General features: G+C 40.7%; 19 protein-coding genes. 9 read left to right on the top strand and 10 right to left on the bottom strand.

Annotation, left to right across the window (positions count from 1 at the left end; translation table 11 throughout):
- Position 1: 1 nt before the first annotated feature.
- From ACMZOO_RS12310 to ACMZOO_RS12290, 5 genes are all read right to left on the bottom strand, one after another.
- Positions 2–1,516 carry a tryptophan halogenase family protein gene (locus ACMZOO_RS12310; protein WP_440903623.1) on the bottom strand — a complete coding sequence of 505 codons (1,515 nt, stop codon included), beginning with the start codon at positions 1,514–1,516 and terminating at the stop codon, positions 2–4.
- Between the two features lie 73 nt (positions 1,517–1,589).
- Entirely contained in the window at positions 1,590–4,505 is a 2,916-nt protein-coding gene (locus ACMZOO_RS12305; protein ID WP_440903622.1) for a TonB-dependent receptor, read from the bottom strand.
- A 161-nt stretch (positions 4,506–4,666) separates the two neighbouring features.
- Positions 4,667–5,416 (bottom strand): LytR/AlgR family response regulator transcription factor, encoded by a 750-nt coding sequence (locus ACMZOO_RS12300; RefSeq protein ID WP_440903621.1) that lies wholly within the window; start codon positions 5,414–5,416, stop codon positions 4,667–4,669.
- A 4-nt stretch (positions 5,417–5,420) separates the two neighbouring features.
- Positions 5,421–6,518, bottom strand: coding sequence for a sensor histidine kinase (locus ACMZOO_RS12295; RefSeq protein WP_440903620.1), 1,098 nt, complete (start codon positions 6,516–6,518; stop codon positions 5,421–5,423).
- Between the two features lie 102 nt (positions 6,519–6,620).
- On the bottom strand, positions 6,621–7,016 hold the full coding sequence (locus ACMZOO_RS12290) for a GlcG/HbpS family heme-binding protein (RefSeq protein ID WP_440903619.1): 396 nt from the start codon (positions 7,014–7,016) through the stop codon (positions 6,621–6,623).
- A 258-nt stretch (positions 7,017–7,274) separates the two neighbouring features.
- On the opposite strand from ACMZOO_RS12290, the gene ACMZOO_RS12285 reads away from it, so the two are divergent.
- Genes ACMZOO_RS12285 through ACMZOO_RS12270 form a run of 4 tightly spaced genes read left to right on the top strand, consistent with a single transcriptional unit; the run spans position 7,275 to position 10,963 of the window.
- Positions 7,275–7,988, top strand: a complete 714-nt coding sequence (locus tag ACMZOO_RS12285; RefSeq protein ID WP_440903618.1) for a spondin domain-containing protein — start codon at positions 7,275–7,277, stop codon at positions 7,986–7,988.
- A 10-nt stretch (positions 7,989–7,998) separates the two neighbouring features.
- Positions 7,999–8,718, top strand: a complete 720-nt coding sequence (locus ACMZOO_RS12280) for a spondin domain-containing protein (protein WP_440903617.1) — start codon at positions 7,999–8,001, stop codon at positions 8,716–8,718.
- A gap of 58 nt (positions 8,719–8,776) precedes the next feature.
- The gene (locus tag ACMZOO_RS12275) at positions 8,777–9,493 is read left to right on the top strand and encodes a response regulator transcription factor (protein ID WP_440903616.1); all 717 of its coding nucleotides are present in this window, start codon (positions 8,777–8,779) and stop codon (positions 9,491–9,493) included.
- A 9-nt stretch (positions 9,494–9,502) separates the two neighbouring features.
- Positions 9,503–10,963 (top strand): sensor histidine kinase, encoded by a 1,461-nt coding sequence (locus tag ACMZOO_RS12270; RefSeq protein WP_440903615.1) that lies wholly within the window; start codon positions 9,503–9,505, stop codon positions 10,961–10,963.
- On the opposite strand, the gene ACMZOO_RS12265 is transcribed toward ACMZOO_RS12270, so the two are convergent.
- The 5 genes from ACMZOO_RS12265 to ACMZOO_RS12245 all read right to left on the bottom strand — a co-directional run bounded on the left by ACMZOO_RS12265 (position 10,935) and on the right by ACMZOO_RS12245 (position 18,342).
- A complete protein-coding gene (locus tag ACMZOO_RS12265; RefSeq protein ID WP_440903614.1) occupies positions 10,935–11,843 on the bottom strand; it encodes a hypothetical protein in 909 nt (302 codons plus the stop codon). The two genes, ACMZOO_RS12270 and ACMZOO_RS12265, sit on opposite strands and share 29 nt — an antisense overlap.
- A gap of 44 nt (positions 11,844–11,887) precedes the next feature.
- Complete coding sequence (locus ACMZOO_RS12260; RefSeq protein WP_440903613.1) at positions 11,888–12,631, bottom strand: DUF6445 family protein; 744 nt, start codon at positions 12,629–12,631, stop codon at positions 11,888–11,890.
- A 7-nt stretch (positions 12,632–12,638) separates the two neighbouring features.
- Positions 12,639–13,397 (bottom strand): SapC family protein, encoded by a 759-nt coding sequence (locus tag ACMZOO_RS12255; RefSeq protein WP_440903612.1) that lies wholly within the window; start codon positions 13,395–13,397, stop codon positions 12,639–12,641.
- Positions 13,398–13,407: 10 nt separating this feature from the next.
- Complete coding sequence (locus ACMZOO_RS12250; protein ID WP_440903611.1) at positions 13,408–14,976, bottom strand: tryptophan halogenase family protein; 1,569 nt, start codon at positions 14,974–14,976, stop codon at positions 13,408–13,410.
- 423 nt (positions 14,977–15,399) lie between these two features.
- The gene (locus ACMZOO_RS12245) at positions 15,400–18,342 is read right to left on the bottom strand and encodes a TonB-dependent receptor (RefSeq protein WP_440906304.1); all 2,943 of its coding nucleotides are present in this window, start codon (positions 18,340–18,342) and stop codon (positions 15,400–15,402) included.
- Positions 18,343–19,053: 711 nt separating this feature from the next.
- Here ACMZOO_RS12245 and ACMZOO_RS12240 point away from each other — a divergent pair.
- The 5 genes from ACMZOO_RS12240 to ACMZOO_RS12220 all read left to right on the top strand — a co-directional run bounded on the left by ACMZOO_RS12240 (position 19,054) and on the right by ACMZOO_RS12220 (position 22,789).
- Positions 19,054–19,608: an RNA polymerase sigma factor gene (locus ACMZOO_RS12240; protein WP_440903610.1), complete on the top strand. Its 555-nt coding sequence runs from the start codon at positions 19,054–19,056 to the stop codon at positions 19,606–19,608.
- A complete protein-coding gene (locus tag ACMZOO_RS12235) occupies positions 19,601–20,659 on the top strand; it encodes a FecR family protein (RefSeq protein WP_440903609.1) in 1,059 nt (352 codons plus the stop codon). Before ACMZOO_RS12240 ends, ACMZOO_RS12235 begins: the two co-directional genes overlap by 8 nt.
- A 421-nt stretch (positions 20,660–21,080) precedes the next feature.
- Positions 21,081–21,746, top strand: coding sequence for a tetratricopeptide repeat protein (locus ACMZOO_RS12230; protein ID WP_440903608.1), 666 nt, complete (start codon positions 21,081–21,083; stop codon positions 21,744–21,746).
- 96 nt (positions 21,747–21,842) lie between these two features.
- On the top strand, positions 21,843–22,241 hold the full coding sequence (locus tag ACMZOO_RS12225; RefSeq protein WP_440903607.1) for a hypothetical protein: 399 nt from the start codon (positions 21,843–21,845) through the stop codon (positions 22,239–22,241).
- Positions 22,238–22,789: a hypothetical protein gene (locus ACMZOO_RS12220; RefSeq protein ID WP_440903606.1), complete on the top strand. Its 552-nt coding sequence runs from the start codon at positions 22,238–22,240 to the stop codon at positions 22,787–22,789. Before ACMZOO_RS12225 ends, ACMZOO_RS12220 begins: the two co-directional genes overlap by 4 nt.
- The last annotated feature ends 34 nt before the right edge of the window (positions 22,790–22,823 follow it).

The raw sequence follows: 22,823 nt of genomic DNA, 5'->3' as shown, positions 1-22,823 counted from the left end.
GTTACATACCTAAAGCTTGAGCCTGTGAAGGGTAATTTAATCCACAAGAACGGATAAATTGCTGAATTTTGTCTATGGAGTATTGTTTAGCAAAGTCATTGCCTTCAATCAGCTGCGATTTTTCTGGGAAATGCCCATACCCCGCCAATAAACAATGCCAAGATACACTTGGGTAATACTCGTCTATTTGCTGGCGTGTTAATTCATCAGACAAATTCTGACCGCTAAACCAAGTTTTTAAAATGTGCTGTAAAGAGTCTGACAAGTTTTGATTAGCCGCATTATCACGCCAATAAAGCGTATCGCTGCGCGTGTTCAGCTTGTAATGAGCAACAATATAATCTCGAATAGCATTAAAACGCGCTGTCATTTGTTGGTTGTATTCCGCTTGTAATTGGTTGCTAAAACCACCTTTGCTCAGTGCATCAATAAAACCTTCTATGCCTTCTTGCACTATATGCAAAGCTGTTGCTTCTAAGGGTTCGATAAAACCTTGTGACAAACCAATAGCCACACAGTTTTTATACCAGTGTTTATCTACCTGCCCGACTCGCATATTAATATGCCGCGCTGATATGTCACTCGCTTCAATATTTAACCTTGTGCGCAATTCCTGCTCTGCCTGCTCAGCATTTGTGTATCCACTGCTATAAACATAACCAAAACCTGTTCTGTGTTGCAGCGGTATTTGCCACATCCAACCATGCTTTAGTGCGGTTGAAATTGTTTGGCTCATAAGTGGTTGCTGCTTGTTGCGGGGCACACTTAACACCACAGCTTTGTCATTAAATAAATTGTTGGCAAAAGACTGGAAAGGTACGGCAAGGCTCTGCTGTAACAACAATGATTGAAAGCCAGAACAATCAACAAAATAATCAGCTGAGAAGGTTTGACCGTCTTGAGCAACTAGCTGTTTTATGTTGCCGGCAATATCTTGCTCAACATGCTCGATAGTTGCAACCGCCACTGTTACCCCCAGCTGCTGTGCTTTGGTTTTGAGTATGCGTGCGACTTTGGCGGCGTCAAAGTGATAACCATAGTTCACTTCAAACGGAAAGTTTGCCGCTGAAATAGGCGCTTTATTCTGCTTGGCTAAATATGTAGTCAGAAAAAAGTGATCTGGATGTGCGTTTAAATCAATGCCTTTTCGAATTAAAAAGCTGTTGTGAAAAAAGCCTGGCACTGTGTGATCATCCACTTGTGCCGGAAAAGGATGGAAGTATTGTTTAAAACCAGCGCGAGTAGACCAATCGACAAAACGAATGCCATTTTTGTATGTGGCATGGCAAGCTGGCATCCATTCTTGTTCGCTAATATCTAAGGTATCAAATAGTTTTTTAAGCTGCGGAGTTGAGCCTTCACCTACACCAACACTTGGTACTTTATCTGATTCAATTAGCGTGATTTGCACTTTTTCAGCTGGACTGGCTGTTTGGCAATTACGCCAATGTTTTGCCATTAAACATGCCGTCATCCAACCTGCAGTGCCACCACCTAAGATGCATATTTTTTTCATCTAGCTTGCTCCCTCACCCTGTGTATAAAAGCTCACAGCCATATAGCTGCGAGCTTAGTTATGTTAGCGACAACTAAAAGTTGAAGTTTGCGCCAACAAAGAATTGACGGCCAAAACTATGGTAACGCCCTGTTGATAACGGTGTGCCATAAGTTGATGAATTGGACTCATTGGTTAAGTTGTTCACTTGCAGCACAGCATCTACCCCATTGTTGAAGTTATAACTTACTTGCCAGTCAACAATTAGGTATTCGTCTGCTAGCTCAAAAGTCGCACCACCCGGTGTTGCACCGTTGTAGATGTATTCGTCGCGATACCTAGCATTAAAATGGGTACTTAAATTATCAATATCCCAAAATACAGTTGCGCTCCAAACGTGCTCAGATAAACCAGGCAAACTCACCTGCACATTGGTAAAGGTATTACCACCGTCTAAACCTATTTCACTGTCGGTATATGAGTAGTTGGCATTAATCCCTAAACCAGAAAACACGCCAGGTAATTGGTCGAATATTGTGGTGAAAGCAAGCTCTAAACCTTGCATATAACCGCCTTCAGCTGTGTTGCGTACCGTTTGATACTGGCCTTCAACAAAACCTTCAGGTGCTTCTAAACCAATTTCAGACCAAGCGATATCCCCCTCGTTATAGGTAATTGATTCAACAACAGATTCAATATCTTTATAGAAAATAGCCGCAGTAAATGCGCCGCCATTGTCAGTAAAGTATTCGTATGACAGATCGTACTGAGTCGCTCTAAATGGATCTAAGTTTGGATTACCTTTAGACCAAACATTGTATCTAGGGCTAGTACCATCGTTGGCAGTGTCTGCCCAAGAGCCAGCACCACCGCGTAATTGATAAACAGGTGGACGACCTAATACTTTAGCTGCTGCAAAACGGATTTGCTCTTGCTCTGATATTTGGAAATTTAAATTTATCGATGGCAAGGTATCAGTATATTCAGGGCCGTATTTGACATTTTCGTAGTCATTGCGGGTAACACCATTGTCATCGGTAATTTCATCACCAACCAAACCACCTTGTAGCTGCTGAATACCTATGGTTTTGGTATCAGTTCGAACTACACGCACACCAAAGTTACCTGTTACCCCAACATTGCCAAGGTCGGTATTAAAGTTCGCCATTACATAACCCGCACTGACTTTTTCTTCAACCGCACCACTTTCAATTAAAGTCCAGTTGTGATTCCAAGTTTGCTGCGCTTCATAACCACCAGCGCCAAATGTTGCGTCAGCTAGGCCTGCCATGTCAGTAATTTCAAGAAATTGAATACCGTCTAACTCAGTAACCTTGGTAAAACCATCCAGCGATCTTGGCGTACAATCGTAACCATAATGATTAAATTCACAGGTGGTATTCGGGTCGCTTACCACTGTGCCATCTGGCATTTGGTAACCTTTTTGCCCTTCACGTGTGCCCCATCTAAATACACTACGTTTATCTCCAAAACGACGCTCAGACAAACGAGTACCAAATTCAATTGAAGTGAAAAAATCACTTTCTAGATGCAATTTAAAATCTAGTTTGGCGCTATCGACTTTGTCTGTATATCTGTGCGGGAAGCGCTCAAAAATCCCTAAACGCATATAGTCTAGATCTGTGTAATCAGTATTGAGCTCCACACTCGGCATTTTCTGATTTTGATAAGCAAAAGTAATTTGTTGATCTGACTTTTCTTGCCAAGTATCTACTTGAACTTGGTTTCCGTCACCATCTGTAACAGTGTCAGTACCAAACTCGTAGGCATGCATACTTGCTATCATATCCATACGCGTTTTTTCGCCTTCACTGCGCGCGATATCGAGTTTTACTTCCAGTTTGTCACCTACATATTCGACATTTAAACCATAGCTGTCAGTAGTTGCATCTGTTGTTTGGTCTTCTGAGCGCATTTCAAACCAAGGGCCGTTGTACGCCATACTGTGCACTGTGCCACCAACTAACCAGTCGTTGTCATCTTCTGCACCTTCAGCTTGTGGAACAATTTCATAAACTGGGTTGGCCACATCATAAAGATTTATCGACTTTTCCATGCCTTCGAAATTTAGGCCGTGGCGAAAGTCTTCTGACTTGAACGTAGAGCGGAAATAATCAAATGCGACTTTAAAATTATCTGTTGGTTGATAGACAGTGGTGAATAACATGCCGGTACGTTCGTCTTTACCGCGAGCGTATCTAAGTTGCATACCATCAAGTGAGCGCACTTGGGTGCCATCTTGACGATAATCTTGACGGTTGCTCGGAGAATGTGCATCAAAACCTTTAAAAAAGTTTGGTTGGTCCAGTACGGCCACACCAGCTGCGACCCCTAAAGTATCGTTTAAAAATTTGCCTTGATAAGACAAACTCAGTCTGTGACCTGACTTTTCACCGTCGATATCATCCGCTTCATCATTCCACGAATATCGAGCAGAGCCAGAAAAGCTGTGCTGTTTTTCCGCGTTAAGTGGATTGGCAGTTTTTAACTCAACAGTTGCGGCAACCCCACCTTCAACTAATGAAGCTTTAGGTGACTTATACACTGCGGCTTGATTAATTAATTCAGCAGGATATTGATCAAAAGAGATCCAACGGCTACCAGCAGTATAACCACTGGTACTCGCTTGCTCACGACCATTGAGTGTGGTTTGAATAAAGTCGCCATCCATACCACGAATATTTAGTTGTGACGATTGACCACTGGCGCGAATAGTTGTCACGCCAGGTAAGCGCCCTAATGCGTCGGCAATTGAAACGTCTGGCAATGAATTTAAATCACCCGCATCTATGACTTCACTAACTGTGTCGTTAAAACGCTTTTTATCAATTGAGCCTAAAATACTGCGGCGAATACCACGAATTTCAATAACTTCGGTTTCTACATCTTGTTCGATTGCATTATTTTGTTGTGCCAAGATTGTTGTTGGAGCAGATATGCCAGCAGCAGTAAGCGCCAACATAAGTAGGTTGGGTTTAAAGTTTTTCACTGTGTTCCCTCTGTTTTTGTTTATCGTTTGTATGTGTGCCTGCTAGTCGCAGGAATATCCCCAAGCAACTTGAAGATTCATGTCTCAGAGCTTGGGAATATCAGTCTAATCACAGAGGTTAATAAGATGTTGTAAATTATGATAAGCGGCAGAATAGTCGGCTAAAAGGCATAATTGTTTTTTAGTTGGCTGGCATGCCTGCGTGAAACTTCAACTAAATGAGCATTGTTTAGGGTTAAGCGAAAGCCGCCATTAATCCAAGGTTCGACGTTTTCGACATAAGTTAAATTAACAATATTTTGTCGATTGGCACGAAAAAACATCTGCTCAGGCAAACGCTCTGCTAGTTTCACCAAAGACTTATATACAAAAGCCTTGTGCAATTGGCCGCTGCGGTTGTGCTGATAAAAATACAGTAAAGAGTGATTGCCGCAATTTTCAATGCGCTGAATTTGTTTAAGAGCAACTAAGTAACAATTGTCCCCATCTTTAACAAAAATTCTGTCTTGCTCGGAAAATGGCGAACTCACAACTTCCGGCTCGCTTATGTCTGGCATGTGCAACTTTTTGATTGCTGCAGCTAACCTTTGTGGATGCACAGGTTTTACCAAATAATCGACAGTGTGATAGTCGAATGACTTAATCGCATATTCTGAATAAGCAGTAATAAATATTACTTTCACTTCAGCGTTAATTTGCTCTAACAAGGCAAAACCATCTTGCTCTGGCAAATGAATATCCAACAAGATTAACTCAATTGTTTGTTGCCTAGCCTGTTGCTGTTTTATCAGCTCAAGTGCTTCTACTACATTACTCGCTTCATCAACTAACTCTATTTCTGGATGTTTTGCCAACATGGCTTTTAAGTCCTCTCTGGCCAGATATGAGTCTTCAACAATCAATGTACGCATTTTCTTATCCCATCTGCAGCGGCATATTCAGCTGAGCAACAACTTTTCCGTCAGTTTCTGTTAGTTGAAAGTTGGCTTGGTTGGCATAAACTAACTGCAACCTTTGGGTTAAGTTACTTAAGCCAACACCCGTTTTATCTTCACTATGGGCGTGTTTAACCTCTGGATTAAGCGTGCCACAATTGCTCACTTCAATATTTAATTGCTGCTTGCCATGTTTAATTATTAGCTTTAGTTCAGTGGCTGACTTACGTTGATCCACCCCGTGTTTCAACGCATTTTCAACCAAAGTTTGTATCGCCAAAGGTGGCACCAGCGCTTGTTCTAAACCTTGACCAATTTGTTTGCTAAAAACTAAGCGCTCGGCAAATTGCAATTGGGCAATATCAATTAAACAATCGACTATCGCGAGCTCACTCGCCAGTGGAATTTTATCTGTTTGTTGATGAGCAAGTGAAAAACGCAAGATTTGCGACAGCGCAGTTATCATCTCAATTGCTTGCTCAGCGTTAATGCGAATTAAACTGCGGATATTATTTAAACTATTAAACAAAAAATGTGGGTTAAGTTGAGTGTGTAAGGCATCCAATTGAGCTTGTTTTAACGCCTGTTGCAGCTGCAAGTTTTCTAGCTTAGTTGCTGTTTGTAATTTTCTATGCTCGATAAAACAATAAAGTGCGCACCAACCCAAGACAATAAAAAGGCCACTAAAAATAGCCCATGCCAATTCCAAAACCTTATGTTTGGTTTCACCGTGGACAATAACACTTTGATATAGATGGTCAGCTAACATCCATTGAGCTGAGATATAACTAAAACTCAAACTTAACGAACAAGCTAGGATACTAATCAGTAGACTTGCGATAGCTATTTTTTGTGCAAGATTAAATACAGTTAAATTTTGCCAAGCTTGCTGTAAATAAAAATATCTAAAGGTAAAACATCCCAACAACATCAGGCTAATTTTTACGCCAGCATGTACCACTGTATATAGCAGCCACTCAGGAGTCGGCAACATCAATACAGTGACAATTAGTAGGTAACAAACCAGTGCTAAAAAATGAAATAGCCAAAACAATGGCTCTTTTGACCAAAATGACATAACTGAACTTACAACAACTCACCCAAGAGATAAATCTACTTGTGTGAAGATGTTTTGACAAATAAACATGACAAGCGGTTTATAGCCGTGATAAACGGCAAACTATAAACTAATCTTCAGCACATTTAATGCTAAAGCTTCATCATCTTCTTCAGCTAAGCCACTAATGCCGATTGCGCCAATTACACCTTGGTTGCTTTCAATTGGTACACCACCTGCGATACCGGTAAATTTTGCATCCGTCCAATAAGCTAGATCTTTACCTGTTTGTTGCGCCCACTTTGCGAGTGACGATGTTTTTTGTCTATCTCGCGCTGAGGTATAAGCTTTGTTTTGTGCAAGCACACCGGCATGAAAGGCGGTGCCATCCATTTTGGCGTAGGCGAGCAATTCTCCGTGAGCATCGACAATCGCGACTGCGACTTGCTGATTTTTGCTAGTGGCAATTTCAATTGTGTTGGTGATCAGTTGTTGAGCTAGTTTTAAAGTTAAATTCATTTGAGTTTTCTTTTATTAAGGTGACTTGTGAAAAGTGATAGAGCAATAATTTTGATTGGTGCTAATCCCTGCTATTCAAGCTTAGATCTGAGTCTAATGTCCTGCACAAATTAAACAATCATCCAAACTCCACACCTCGAACTATTGTACGAAAACAACTTGGGATACTTTTGTGATATTTACTTACATTGTTTTGCGATAGTTATTTTCGACAATGATTCTGACCTGATAACTCAACTTTTTTGACGGAGAATCAAAATGAAAAAAACAGCTCAATCACTCGCAAAAAACGTAGTCATGGCAGCAGCATTGGCTGCAACAGCTTTTTCAGCTCAAGCAGCTGAATTAGATATTAAACTTTATAACTTAACTCACGGTATTACTTTTACCCCTGTATTAGTCGCGGCGCACGACAGCCAAACTATGTTGTTTAAAGTAGGTGATACCGCGTCTGCCGCATTACAAAAAATGGCTGAAGGTGGCGCAATTGATGATTTATCTAGCCAAGTAACAACTGCTGGTGGTGTTGTAGTCGAAAATCCAGCGCAAGGCATGTTAGGCGCAGGCGCTATGACCATGGCCATGCTAGATACACAAGACAATATGTATTTGTCATTAACAGCTATGTTATTGCCAACTAACGATGGTTTTGTTGGTTTAGATAGCTGGAAAATTCCATCAGAAGCTGGCACTTACACAGTTTGGTTAAATGCTTATGATGCAGGCACAGAAGCAAATGACGAAATTATTAACGGTGGTGGCGCTTCTGGCACACCTGGTATTCCAGTTGCTCCAAATAGTGATGGTGGCACAGGTGCATCGGGCGTTCGTAGCACTGAAAGCAACAACATGGTACACATTCACCCTGGTAACATTGGCGATACAGACGCTACAGGCGGTATTTCAGATGTGGATAGCCGAGTACACCGTTGGTTAAACCCAGTTGCAAAATTAGTGGTAACAGTTAAGTAAGGAGTCGGTTATGAAAACTCAATTTAAACCCGCTCATAGTCTTGTTTGGTTATCGTTAATTGCAGGTATGTCGGTATTAAGCGGCTGTAGCATAGACATTAACGGCGACGATGATGACGACAAAGATAAAGACATGCACGAAAGTTATCACTACCAAGTAACAGTGACTAACTTAACCCAAGCACAGCCTTTATCTCCGGTGAGTTTAACTTTGCACAATGCTTCAACCAAATTGTGGATGCCAGGTGAAATGGCCAGCAGCGCGATTGAAGTTATGGCTGAAGGTGGCGACAACAGCAAAATTGCCGAGTTATCTGCAGTAAAAATGGCCTACTCTGGTGATGGCATTTTAATGCCAGGCCATAGCCAAAGTTGGATGATAGAAAGCATGTATGAAAATTATATGCACCTGTCTGTTGCGACTATGCTGGTTAATACCAATGACGCCTTTACCGGTAAAACAGGTATTGATTTATCAAACCTTGAAGTTGGCATGAGTATGCATTACACCACTATGGCGTACGATGCAGGTACAGAAGCAAATGATGAAATTAATTTGCCTGGCCCAGCGGCAGGTGGTGAAGGTTATAACAGTACTCGTAACGACGTAGACCGAGTGCATATTCACCCTGGTGTATTGTCAAATGCAGAGCTAACTGGCTCAATGCTCAGCCCAGAGCACAAATTTGATAACCCTGTCACAAAAATAAGCATAACCCGCATGCAATAAATTTGTGGAAAACACGCTCTCTATCTAAACCTGCTTGGGTAGATGATAGGGAGCAACTATGTGTAAACATATTTTATTGGTGGAAGATAATCCAGATATCGCCAATATAGTGTCGATAAATTTGGGCATGTTAGATCATAAAATTACCGTATTTAGCGACGGTAATACTGCATATAAACAGCTAAATCAAAATTATGATCTGGCTATTTTTGACATTATGTTGCCCGGTACAGATGGGCTTAAGTTGTGTAAGCGTATGCGTCAATTACATCCAAATATTCCAATTATTATGCTAACGGCTAAATCGTCTGAGCTTGATTTAGTTGTCGGCCTTGAAAGTGGTGCGGACGATTATTTAACTAAACCTTTTTCTGTATTAGAGCTGCAAGCTAGAGTAAAAGCGCACTTACGCCGCTTGCAAAATTTAACTGGCGGCGATAACACTGAACATTTACAACAAGTGCTCACTTTTGAGCAGCTAGAAATAGACCCAAATCGCTATCAAATAAAACTCAATGGTGAATTTCAAGATATCAGCCATAAAGAGTTTGAACTGCTACATTTTTTAGCCCAACAGCCAAGCCGAGTATTTTCGCGCGAACACTTATTAGAACAAATTTGGGGTTATCAACATGCTAATTCAGCGCATACAGTTAACTCGACGGTTAATCGACTGCGCGCCAAATTAGAAGATGATCCAACTAATCCAAGATGGCTACAAACCGTATGGGGTGTCGGCTATAAATTTGTAGCGCCCAGCCAGCTGTCGCATTAGGACAAACTTATGTTTAACTCATTAGCCGCACGTTTAAGTTTATTATTTGGTTTATTATTTCTATTGTTTAGTGCTTTTGCTTTTAACTGGTATGTATCGAGCAGCCAGACCTTTAGCCACGAAGTTAAACAACAGCTACATCACGAACTAGCCCACCACCTGATTCATGACAGCCTAGATTTACAAAACGGCATAATTAACAAAGCTGATTTAAAACAAGTATTCCATACCCAAATGTTATTAGGGCCAGAATGGGAGTTCTATGCAACCGATGCAAACGGCAATATTCTTGCGTATTCAGCGCCTGACGATGTGGTTAAACTTAAGCAAATAGATTTAGCACCAATCAAGCTTTTTTTAGCTGGTCAGCAGTACCCTATTTATGGCAGTGATCCACGTACACCGGGGAAAAGCAAAATATTCTCAGCAGCACCAATATATACGCCTCAAGGTGACTTAACCGGCTATTTATATGTGGTTATTGGTGGGCAAAAATTCACAGGTTTAGTCGACATCTTGTCGGCCAGCCAAGTTTTACAGAATAGCTTAATTATTCTGCTGTTGAGCTTATTATTTGCAGCCATAGTATTAGCTCTAATTATTCATATTGTTAGCCGCCCTGTGCGCCAAGTTAGCCAACAATTACATAGTTTTGTTGATAGTCGCTTTAGCCAATTACCGCAACAGCAAAAACATTGGTTTAGCTCTGACGAAATTGTTTTGTTGCAACAAGATATTCAGCTTGCTGCGGCACATATTCAACAACAATTTAGCCAAATAAAATCAACTGAACAATTGCGTACAGAACTGCTTTCGCATATATCACATGATTTTAGAACGCCACTGACAGCACTCAATGGTTATTTAGAAACCTGGCTTATCGCCAAAGAGCAACAAAAAAGCCCACTACTTATTGAAAGTGCGCATAAAAATGCCCAACAGTTAGGTCAATTAGTTGAGGCATTATTTGAGCTAGCAAGGCTAGAAAATGGTGATATCAAAACCCATTTTGAAAACATTAATTTAGTAGAGTTGGCGTTAGATGTTGTGCAGCGTCTAAGCTTTCAAGCACAACAAGCTAAGGTAAAAATAAACGTTATAGCCGCGGATAATTCTTCACCTATGGTCATCGCTGACATAGCGAAACTTGAACGTATCTTGGTCAATTTAATCGAAAATGCCATTCGCCATACACCAGAAAACGGTAATATTGATGTGGTTATTCAGGTTAAATCAGAGCAATCCATTATTAAAATTATAGATTCTGGCGTGGGTATACCCGACCACGAGCTTGAGCATATTTTTCAAGCCAAATACAAAGCGAGCAATAGTAAAAGTCAGCAGCTTAATGCCGGATTAGGTTTAGCAATAGTCAATCATTTGCTTAAACTGCACAATAGCGAAATTAAAGTCGCATCTAAACCACAACACGGCAGCGAATTTAGTTTTGCGCTGCCGCTGGCTCAGTAATTAATTCGTCAATGGTGAAGATATATTTGCGATAGTTAGGATCTAACGTTTTGATAAAAGGATTTTCTAACTGAATAACTTTACGTTTCGCTAACTGTGCTTGCTCTAGGCTAGCTAAATGGTTTTGTCGCCACAAGGCAACAAAACTGCCATCTTGCCATGCTCTTTGTAAACCCAATTCAACTCGTCTGGCGTTGCTGATATTGTCTTTCGACGTCATAAAAAATCTTGGTAGTGGATAAACTAATAACAAGTTTGGTTCGATAACTAAATTCTTGTGGGACTGAGAAAAGTCAGTAAATTCATTGGCAATTTCATTAACCCCACGAAAAAATAAATCAACCCGTTTGCGCTCAACCATAGCAAACATACTTGTGTAGTTGCTCACTTGAAACACACTCAGCTTGTTGTATTGCATAATTGAAGTGTCTAACCAACCAATGCCTTGCACAATTGAATATTTAGCTAGCGAGCTTATGTCTGAAACTTGATTAAAAGCTTGGCTATTTTGCTGATGAACAAAAGCAACTCGATAACCAACTACACCACGATCTGCCGGTATTTGGATAGCTAAAAACTTTTCTAGCATCTCGTCGGTTGCGGAAAATTTGAAAAAGAAATTTGGATAATGTTTAGCTTCGGCGAGTTTAATTAAGCGACTTAAACTTAAACCCTCGCCACTTGGCTGCATGGTATAAGGGCCGTATTCAGCAACGGTTTTTTCTAAGGCTAATTCCAGCAGGCTTTTATCATATGAGTTGCGCTCATCCAACGACGACTCGTTGCCCATATAGGTAAATACTGTACCAAAAGCTAAAGCAGGAACCTGTATCCATACGGCTACAATTAATACGCCCAACTTATTTAACAAGCTTTTCATACCCGCCACTAAATAACTGAAGTTGCTATAAGCATAGCCAGCTATTAACTAAAACACAAAAAGCTATTTAAAGTTAGGCGACCTTTTGTTGGCTCTGAATTAAGGAGCTGTGGATTTATCACACCTGAATGCAATAAATTAGCGGGATAAATAACAGCGCGATTGTATTTATGTGATATTTGGCCTATTTGCTCAAACATTTGCCAATGCGGCGCGGACTTTGGCATAGCAGATATATAACCCGGTGTTTGATGTAGTTGTGCCTGTATCGCTTGTTGTTTTAACACTTTCGCATAATTGGCTAAATCGTTTTGCCTGATACGCTCTAAACCTGTACAGATATGTCGATAAAATGCTGTGCCACCTGGCTCGCTAGTTGGCGTATTTAAGCCACCAGCCGCTAGATAATGCACAACAGCAAATTGATTATTTGCGGCGTTGTCAAAATGCGGCAGCATTTGAATGGGTTTTAACTTATCAATTGGGGTGGTTGTTAGTGAATACGCCGAAAGCAAACAGCTGAGCTTATCACCCATATCAGCAAAGTGCGTCGATAACATTGGCTGAAGTAACTCAACTAAATTGTGCTGATATGCTTGAGGCGCAATGCAACGTTTACCTGGGTAATAATCGTTACCATGGTCCACAAATTGCCCTTGCTCAATAGCATATTGCTGTATGTCTTGTGGATTAGCAGCAAAGTCATCAATCACTAACACGGGCGTATTTAGCTGCCCCACCCGCATTAGCTGAACATTCGCCGAACCATTTAAGCCAAAATCAACCACTGCGGTTTCAGCCTAAATTGTCTGCTATGCTTTGGTTTTTCTTTTGAATCAAAGCGTAAATTTGCGCAACTGAATGAGCTATCGCAAAACAAGCCCCCAAATAGCCTTTGTCGTTCAACATAGCTAATTCAGTGGCTTTTAACATGCTTAAACGCTCATTCGAAATTGTATATAAACCATTCACTTGCAGTTTTTGTTGGTTATCCAATACTATATCTAAGCTCATAGGTTCAATTAAATCTAGCTCAACTAAACTCTGGACAAAATCTTGCGTAATTGGCTCGTCTTTTAAAATATCACTGATCACTTGATAACTTTGTTTAAAAACTTCAGTTTGTTCGCCGTTTTCATCAAACAAAGCTTCGCCTTGCTCAAAACTAAGCGCTGGGCTGTTTTCATCAATACACAAAACATATTTAGTTTTGCCCGGCTCATCTACTGACGGTTCTTGACCAACAAAAAATGGCTGGCGGCGCACTTGCATAGGTACATACACAGCTTGCCATTGTTTGTCTTGCCAAAAGAGGTTTTCATTTTTTTCTAAACCTAACAATACGCTAGTAGCAAATTGGCCTGTTTGTTCATTTTTGCTAACAACAATTGGGTAACACACAGCTAAACGAACATATTCTGAAAACATAGCAGGGACTAAATGCTGTGCAGCTGCGTGTTGTTCAATTTTGTCCTGCAGTAAACGCAATTCTCTGTGCTCTGCTGGATTTAGCGCAACAAGGTTTGGGGTTTGCTCTGAAGAAAACTCAATCATAATAACTCTCTTAAATTTTGTTTAAGCCGTATTGAGCAATTTTATTTAATAACTCACGGTTTTTCGGTAATTGCTGGCAGCTTTGTTTAATCATTTGCTGGTTACGTTGAAATAAATGTGCTGCTTGCTGCGATTGCTGATGTAAATAATCTGATTGACTAAAATCCGTTTTAAAACCCATACCATACAACACATACAAATAACTTGCTGCAGGAAATACTTCATTGTTGCTGGTAAAGTCGTAATCCGCTGGCGCGCGAGTTGCCCACAAAGACAATAAATCAACCAACTCTTGCGGGCAAGATGATAAGTCTTGGTTATCGCGCCAAAATTGACTGTCTTGACGTTTGCTCAGCACATAATGCAATTTTAAAAAGTCGATAATACGCGCCCAACGATACTGAAAAGTTTGATTAAAACGTTTGGCGACAATATCCATATTGCTGCGATTATGCGGCAGCTGCTCGGCAATCATAGTTGCCGACAACTCAACTAAAACAATCGCCGATGCTTCTAACGGCTCTAAAAAGCCTGCCGCTAAACCGACCGCAACACAGTTGTTGTGCCAAAAGCGTTGCCTGTGACCACTTTGAATTGGAATTTTTCTATAGTTGAAATCTTTCGCGGCCGCTGGATTGAGTTTTTGTACATATTGATACAACTCATCGGCAGCATTTTGTTCATTGGTATGTTTACTCGAATACACATGGCCAACACCACGGCGGCTCGGCAAACCTATATCCCAAATCCACCCAGCACTTTGTGCGGTAGAAACCGTATGCGAAACAATATCTTCATCTTCTGATTGATAAGGCACGTGCAGCGCCAACGCATTATCAATAAACAACACATCACTTTGATCAACAAAAGGCACTTGGTAATGTTGGCCAAGCAATAAAGATTGGAAACCAGAACAGTCGACAAATAAATCACCAGCAATTTCGCCATGCGCTTTAGTGGTTAAAGTTGCAATATCACCAGCAACTGAGTTATTAACCTTAACCACATGATCGACTATATGGCGCACACCTAATTTATTGATACTGTGTTTTTTCAACAAGCTGGCAAATTTACCTGCATCTAAGTGATAAGCGTAATTAGCCACATGAGAAAACTCAGCTGTGGTAATAAGTTTCGGCGCTAACCCTTGCTCGCATAAAGCTTCTTGAAAACACACTGCATTGGAATATGAAATATCCATTCCGTCATCATTGGCTTGTTGCCAATATGGCGTTAAATCGAATTTTGGAAAACCTTGCGGCAACATTAACGGATGATAATAAAAATCGACCTCTGCACCTGTTGTCCATTTAGCAAACTTGGCCCCTTGTTTAAAACTTGCATCACATTCGCGTAAAAACTCGGTTTCACTAATGCCAACCGCTTGCAACGTCGCGCGCATAGTTGGCCAAGTACCTTCGCCCACCCCAACAGGTGGTACGTCACTTGATTCAATCAAGGTCACTTGTACTTTAGCATTAGCTTGCTGGCATTTATGGTAAGCGGCTATACGGGCTGCAGTTAACCATCCGGCAGTACCACCACCAACAATGACCACTTGTGTGAGTGAATGTGACATTTTTCACCTCAATATTTTAAAACTTGCGTTGGTTAACCAACACCTCAAACCGCTGGAGACACATAGGCAATAAAACACAAACACGCATAAATCCATCCTTGGAGCTCCGCCGAGCCATCCATGGCTCAGAGGGTTTGTTTTTTTATTGCCTATGCATCTCCGCTATCAGAGTGGCTGAGAGATCCGGTGAACTGGAGTAAGTAGAGCAATATGTTTTAAGCAAAATGTACTTTTCATGGGCGAATCAAGACCGAAGCACCGCTTCGCAGCTTGATGAGGTGGAGCCATGGACGGCGACAGGGCCTGTCATTCATGGACGAATTCCAACTCTTAATTTCCCATAATGTACCGTTTTTGCGTAAACATATGCTCTGCTTGCTCCATCGACGACTCCGAACTAAAACCAACAACTCAGCTGGCTAATTAGAACGAACCTCGAACACCAACGGCAAAACGTCGACCACTATCTTCAACCAACAATAAATGGTTATCAAAACGACCGCGTTTGTGTACGTATGACTCAGTTAAATTAATCCCTTCAAAGAAGATAGAAATATCATCTGAGATATCATAACTACCACTGAGATCCCACTGGTCATAATCTTCAACTATCGTTGGGCCATTACCTTGAACCTGCGTTAGCGATTGAACGAACTGATCACGCCAGTTCCAGGCTAAACGAATTTGTAGCGGCCCGTCTTCGTAAAAACCAACTAAGTTTAACGAATCACTTAAACCAGTTAATGCAAATACTTGGCTTACATTGGTCGGATCAAGCTGTGCGTTACTATCCACTAAAGTTGCATTAGCCATAGCACCAAAACCAGAGTCAAAGGTGTGCTGGAAAGCAATTTCCCAACCATCAACAGTCGCATCTTCACCATTGATAGGTAAAGTGTTGGTAAAGCTTGCAATGCTGTCGCTAGCGTCAGGATTATTAGTATCAGAACCAGTAGAAGGATCGGTTAGTTGACCACCATCAGGCAAATCAAACGTGATAGTGTCTTTAGTATTAACAATAAAGTTAGCAACGTTTTTACGGAAATAACCAACCGACGCGTAACTTGCATCACCAAAATAATATTCGAGTGATAAATCAAAGTTATCTGACTCAAACGGCTCCAATTCAGGGTTACCTGAAGTTGAGGTTAAATTACCACCTTGACGAGTTGTAGTTATTACCGTTGCTGGCGACATACTCTGTAAAGTTGGACGAGTTAAGGTGCGTGATAAGCCCATACGAGCAACTAAGTCATCAGTAATTTCTAATTTAGCGCTGAAGTTAGGCAATATCGAATCATAAGATTTAGATTCACTGATAGGTTTTGCACTACCGTATTCTGCTAACATCTCTGTTTTATCGAGAATTTTTAAGTTAACAACCTGCTCCTGAGTTCCGTCAACGGTAATATCTGTTGACTCAACTCTAAGACCGGCGTTAGCAGTAAAGTACATACCTGAAAACTCAGTTTCTAAATCAACCTCTGCATAAGCAGAAACAGTTTCTTCTTCTACAGTGAAAGAGTTATTGCGACGCACAGCATCAAAATTAGAACCACTTTGTTGCTCTAAAAATGCAAAGTTTGCTTCACCATCATGCGCTAGCCAACTAGTTGGCATACGGCCACTACCGCTAACATCAGACAAAAAGTCACTACCGGCATCAAAAACATACTGAGCACTTTCTAAAATTACCGGATTATCAGGGTAACCACAGTAGGTACAATGAATACCAACACCTTCGTTATCCCAACGAACTAAATCTTTAGTTTCAGAAGAATGCTGCACACCAAATTTCACTGCAGTAATAAAGTCAGAAGCTAATTTATAATCACCATCAATTCTAAATTGCGTCACTTCATCTTCAACAGCCCAACCACGGCGCAACATTACGTGTGCACGGCTGTTACTTTTATCTAAATGATCAGATACACCCGCTGCAGCCCACTCAGGGTTATATGCAGGGAAGCCATCAGCATCAAAATAAGATTCATCACCTACATTGTCAGGAGTACCAGTATTTAACGCTCCATCCAACTCTTGCTGACCACTATAAATTCCGCTATCAGCGCTAGCAAACATGCTGGCTAATGGCAAAATATTGTCGTCTACTTGGAAACGCACACGGTTGGCATAGCCAATAAGCGATAATTGATTACCACGGCCATTGTTTGCAGCACGCTCAGCAGTTGAATGGCTAACATCAAATTCTAAATTTAAACTGTCAGTTACTTGCCAGTCTGCATTAAAACCAATTGCAACGGTTTCCGTTAAACGGTCGAATTTTTTCGCATGCATATCGGTCGCTAAACCAACTTCTTGGTACAAATCAATTACAGTACCGTTGGCATCAACTGTTGGACGAACGCGATCGCCGTTTGCATCAAACAAATCACCATCGTCTTCCACACCTTGAATATTTGGTGCAGTAAACCAGTGACCATAGGAAGTAGCATCAGTTTCAATGTCAAAATCTGAATACAAAACATCTGCGGTTAAAGTTAAATCACTCGATGGACGATACTGTAAAACTAAATTCGCATTGGTACGTTTGCGCTCTTCAAAAGTAACTTTATGGTCGTAATTACGCGGAGAAAAAATTGTTTGTCCGGTGAAATCAGCACCTGACTCGGTTTGTGGATTATGAATACCACCTTCTTGATCAACCGCAAACTCTAACCAACCATCCATTTGTGCTTGGTTTAAACGGGTTTTACGTTGTTGATGAGACAAGGCAAACAACACACCAACAGAATCATCTGCGAATGTATTGCTGATTAAGGCAGACACTTGTGGTGAAGTTTCTTCGCTATTTTCATCGTAAACCGCTTTAGCGCTGGCGGCTAACTTAAAGCCTGGATTATTTAACGGTCTAGCAGTATTAATATTAATAGTTGAACCTATACCGCCCGATTGCATAGTTGCAGTTGATGTTTTGTGTACATCCAAACCACTGACTAACTCAGAAGCAATGGTGTCAAAACTAAATGCACGCGTATCATTTTCCGAGGCCATTTGGCGGCCATTTACCAATACAGTATTAAATTGCGGACCAAAACCACGTACGGTAATTAATTGGCCTTCACCACCTGAACGGTCGATAGAAACACCGGTAATACGCTGGAGTGATTCAGCTAAGTTGGTGTCAGGAAACTTACCGATATCTTCGGCTGAAATTGCATCTACAACACCATCGGCGTCGCGTTTTACGTCCATAGCGCGAATTAAACTGCCACGGATACCTCGAACTTTAATGGTTTCGTCTACTGTTGCACCTGCTGATTCTTCAGCAATTGCTTGTTGTGCTATGACAGTGCCTAAAATTGCCGCGACTGCGCCTGCAACTTTGTTTTTGTTATGTGCCATGTCGTTATCTTGCTCCACATTTGTGTTTAGAGAAATAACGAGCTGGCCCTTGTCATTAAATTCGCCTCTCAGCCCAGTGCCAGTTAACAATAATTCAATTGCTTTGGCAGCTGGGTAGTGCCCCGTCAAGGCGTTTGCTTGAATTTGGTCGATTTGTTCTACCGGAAACAGCAGAGTGATATCGGCCTGTTCAGCAAACTCAATTAACGACAAGTCAGCTCGTTGCTGTGGGATTTCAAATTGATGCAACGAGTTTGAGTTTGCGAGCACAGGACCGGCTAAACTAATGCTTAATACCATGCTAGCAGCATTCAACTTGTTACATCTTCTCCCAATTTTTGAAGGCTCAAGCCCTTCATAGGTTGAAGACGAACAAGCTGGCAAATTCCACCATACATTTTTTAAATAATTTTTTAACACACCTGTTTTTGCCATGGTATTTAATTCAATTTACTCTTGTTAGCAGGTTATAAAAATCAATTTATAGATTGTTTTTATTAGCTTTATTTTGTTATTGAGTATAGTTCGCACTAATCACAAATATTTAACTATTTTAAAGTAATAGATTTTTTTAATAATTGATACTGTCCAATCAGCTATAAGTTGCAGCAAATTTAAAATTAATTGCATTTTAACTAGTGGAAATTTGCTCGCCGCTCGTCCTAGTAAATACAAGCTATACTGCTATTAACAAAAGCTTTGGTTTTAATTATGTCTAAAGACAGTAGCCTACAGAATCTGTTTATTTCGTCGCGCGACTTATTAACTCGAGTTGTCTCGAGAATAGTGCCGCCGAAAGAAATTGAAGATATAGTACAAGAAACGTACGTGCGTATTTGCCAAATAGATAATGCCGAACGCATTCAATCACCACGCTCTTTTATGCTAAAAACCGCAAAAAATTTGGCCTTTGATTATTTAAAAAGCGCCAATGTAAAGTGGATGGACGGCCAAGATGTGCACGAAGTTTTGGAACTAAATGCTGATTCGACAGATCAAATGTTTGAAGCAGCAGCTAGCAAGGAAGAATTTGCCGATTTTTGTGAAGCCGTTAGGTTGTTACCCTTGCAAAGCCGTAAGGCGTTTATTTTGAAGAAAGTGTATGGGCATTCACAAAAAGAAATCGCCCAGCAATTGAATATAAGTGAAAGTACAGTGGAAAAGCATATCGCGACGGGTATGAAAAAATGCATGCAGTTTATGCAACAGCGTCAACATCAGTTATCCGATAAACAATCATCTAAATTGGGAGGCCAGCATGAGTAATGTCTACCCATTCCCAAATAAAACTGCGATCAATAACGAGCAAGTTATGCAAACAGCTTGTGATTGGATTGCCAAAATTGATCGCCAATTAAACGAGCAAGAATCGGCCGATTTAAAAACTTGGTTAGCCGAGTCAAAAGCGCATTATCAAACTTTTATTGAAGTGGCGAAAATGTGGGACAAAATGGATGATTTATCTAGACTGTCAGCGCTATTTCCACATGCTGAATACAAAACACCGGTCGCAGCTAAAAAGCCAGCGCATTATTGGCTAACAGCTGCCAGTGTGTGTTTCGCAGCTATTTTAGGCTGGTTATTGGTATTTTCGCCTATGCAGTCGAACGATGATTATATTTTGGCTTTTAGTCAACATTATCAAACTCGCGTTGGCCAAAACAATACGATAGCCCTGCCTGATGGTAGCAAATTAACCCTCAACACCAATACTTTTGTCCAGGTTAGATATAGCCAATATGGGCGTATTATTGATTTACAACGCGGTGAAATTCACATTGAAGTGGCACATGATAAAGAGCGCCCACTCAGTGTATTAGCTGGCGGCAAAGTCATTCAAGCTGTTGGCACAGCCTTTAGTGTGCAAATGGATGTTGAGAAAGTGGAATTAATAGTGACTGACGGCAAAGTGGTGGTTGCGCCTAAACCAGAAAAAGCCGATGACAAAACACTTAAACAGTTACCGAAAAAATCGTTAGCTGTGGCTAAAGGGCAGAAAGTGGATTTAGACCCAAGTAATAAAGCGGTTGAAAAAGTAATGGCGATTGAGCCGATTGAAATCGCCAGTAACTTGTCATGGCGCAGCGGCAACCTGATTTTTAGAGGTGAATCGCTTGAGCAAGCTATGGCAGAAATTAGCCGCTACACTGAAACTAAATTTGTTATTAACGGCAATGACCAGCTCAAACAAACTAAAGTAGCTGGGGTATTTAAAACCGGCGATGTGAATGGTTTATTGAGTGTATTGGAATCGAACTTTGCGATTCAATACCAAAAACAAGCAGATGGCAGCATAGTATTGTCACCAGCAAGTTAACTGTAATTGACGCAATAATTTAGCTTGGTGTTATGGGCGTAAGGGCGTAATTTTCGCAAAACCGCCGACACCATAGTTAGGAATAGGATAAAGCTAGAGCGATAATTTAGATTGGAGTCGAGGGCGCAAGAGCATAATTTTCACAAAACCGCTGTGAATACATCCTTGTACGCTTCGCTTTTTCATCCATGAAAAAGAAATTTTGCTCTAAATTATCGCTCTTACACCCAATATAGAGAGCGGTTATCGCCGGCACTCTATAACAACAGAATTACTGATGTTGCCAACCGGCAATTTCAGTAGGAGTATAGACGCAGTCAAGGATGACATTTCCTCCACAATTCCAATTCGGCACAATATCTGCTTAAATCACCAACATTGAGCTAAATTTAACTTAACGACATTTTTTTGGCAGATAACTATGGCTAACCACAACTCTACTTTAAAACAAACTACGGCAGCATTTTCTACGCTAGTCACTTTGTTTAGCCTTTTAATAACCCCCAACAGCCAAGCCAATGAATTTGATAATTTAAAAGTTGTGCAAATTTATACTCAAGAAGAATTAATCGGTTGGATAAATAACAATACCCACCTCAGCCGAGTAAAAGAAGATAGGTGTCAGTTAGTTGAAGACATAGAAGCACGCGCACAAATAGTTAAAACGCCTGCCTATCAGTTTTTATGGGGCGACATGCTCGCTTGGGGTGTGTGCGTAGATAAAGATCCAGAACTAGGTTTGTATTATATGCAAGAAGCCGCTCACCAAGGTTTACCTGGAGCCCTTGAACAACTTGGCCGTTATTACGCCAACGGCATACTCGTGCAACAAGATGATAAACGCGCAATCAACTATTTGCGTGAAGCTTCAGCACTTGGCCATGTAAAAGCCAGAATTCAATTTGCCGAATGCCTTAACAAAGGCCTTGGAAGCCCACTTGATTTTGAAGATGCCTACCACTGGTTACACAACACAGTTATCGCCGACAATAAAATGCACAAGCGCGCGGAAATGGCGCTAGCCTCACTCGCAACCAAAATGCCAGCCAGATTAGTTGAAAAAGCAAAAAGGCCAGAGCAGAAATAGTTAATACCAAGCCAATTTGACAGTTTACCTAACCAACTTAAAATGACACCGGTAGCAAACAACTAAACGTTTAGTTAAATATATCAAGAGCACATTTTGACGAACCCATTTATCAATCCCCCTGAAGTGGCGCTATATGAGTATTACAAAGGCGTCGGCGTTAAGGGATTCCTATTCCAGCTATCGATTAGCTTGCTAGCTGCTGGAGACTACAGTTTTTTATGGTTCACCATCCCATTTGTAATATTGCTACTTTTATACTCACCTGAATATAAGTTAATAATGTTCGATGCTAACTTTCGCAAAAAAGCGCTCATCTTCTATTCAATAACAGGATTGTTGTCTTTTATGTTTGGTGCTTTCGAACTTTTCGGCATGCTCATGTTATTAATATTAGTTAATCTGCAATGGCTGTCATTTGGCTACAAAGAATATAAAAAGCAGTACGATATCGCTAACGACATCAATCACAAGGAAATAAGTAAATACGAATGAAAAATCTAAGTTTGCGCAAAGGTGTCTACAAATTATTACAATATTTACTAGTAAGCAGTGCTCTTGCTACAGGCGTGTATATGCTGACAACTAACATCTGGATCGCCTGCGCGGTTTGGATAGTTTCATTCCCCCTAGTCAGAAAGCTAATGAACAAAAAATCTAAAAAAAGGAAATTTGTCGAATATACACGCTTGTCGGAAAAGTTTACTGCAATAGAAAATATCTCATCAAAAGAAATGTATCTCAAAGCAGAAAAGCCGTTCTTTAGAGGGGGTATATTATCTGGCGAGATCGGCCAAATGGTATGGTTGAATGTAACAACAGATGGGATACTACTTCTATTTATATCACTGCAAGAAACTGCACCTATACTAATAAAATGGCACGACATAACACTATTTACCCAAAGTCTGCTCGATAAAGAAAATGTAAAAATAACCGTACCAGGACCAGAAAACATTTACTTGTCTTGGGAAGAAAGTTTTAGCAAAGAACTACCATCAGACTTAAAAACGATAACAATTAAAGATGATTCAGTCTTTTAAACCCCTTGTGCTATCATACCGCCAATTTGTATCT

This window comes from Catenovulum sp. SX2, assembly GCF_052056295.1.
Taxonomy (GTDB): Bacteria; Pseudomonadota; Gammaproteobacteria; order Enterobacterales; family Alteromonadaceae; genus Catenovulum.
This window is presented reverse-complemented; position numbering and strand designations above follow the sequence as displayed.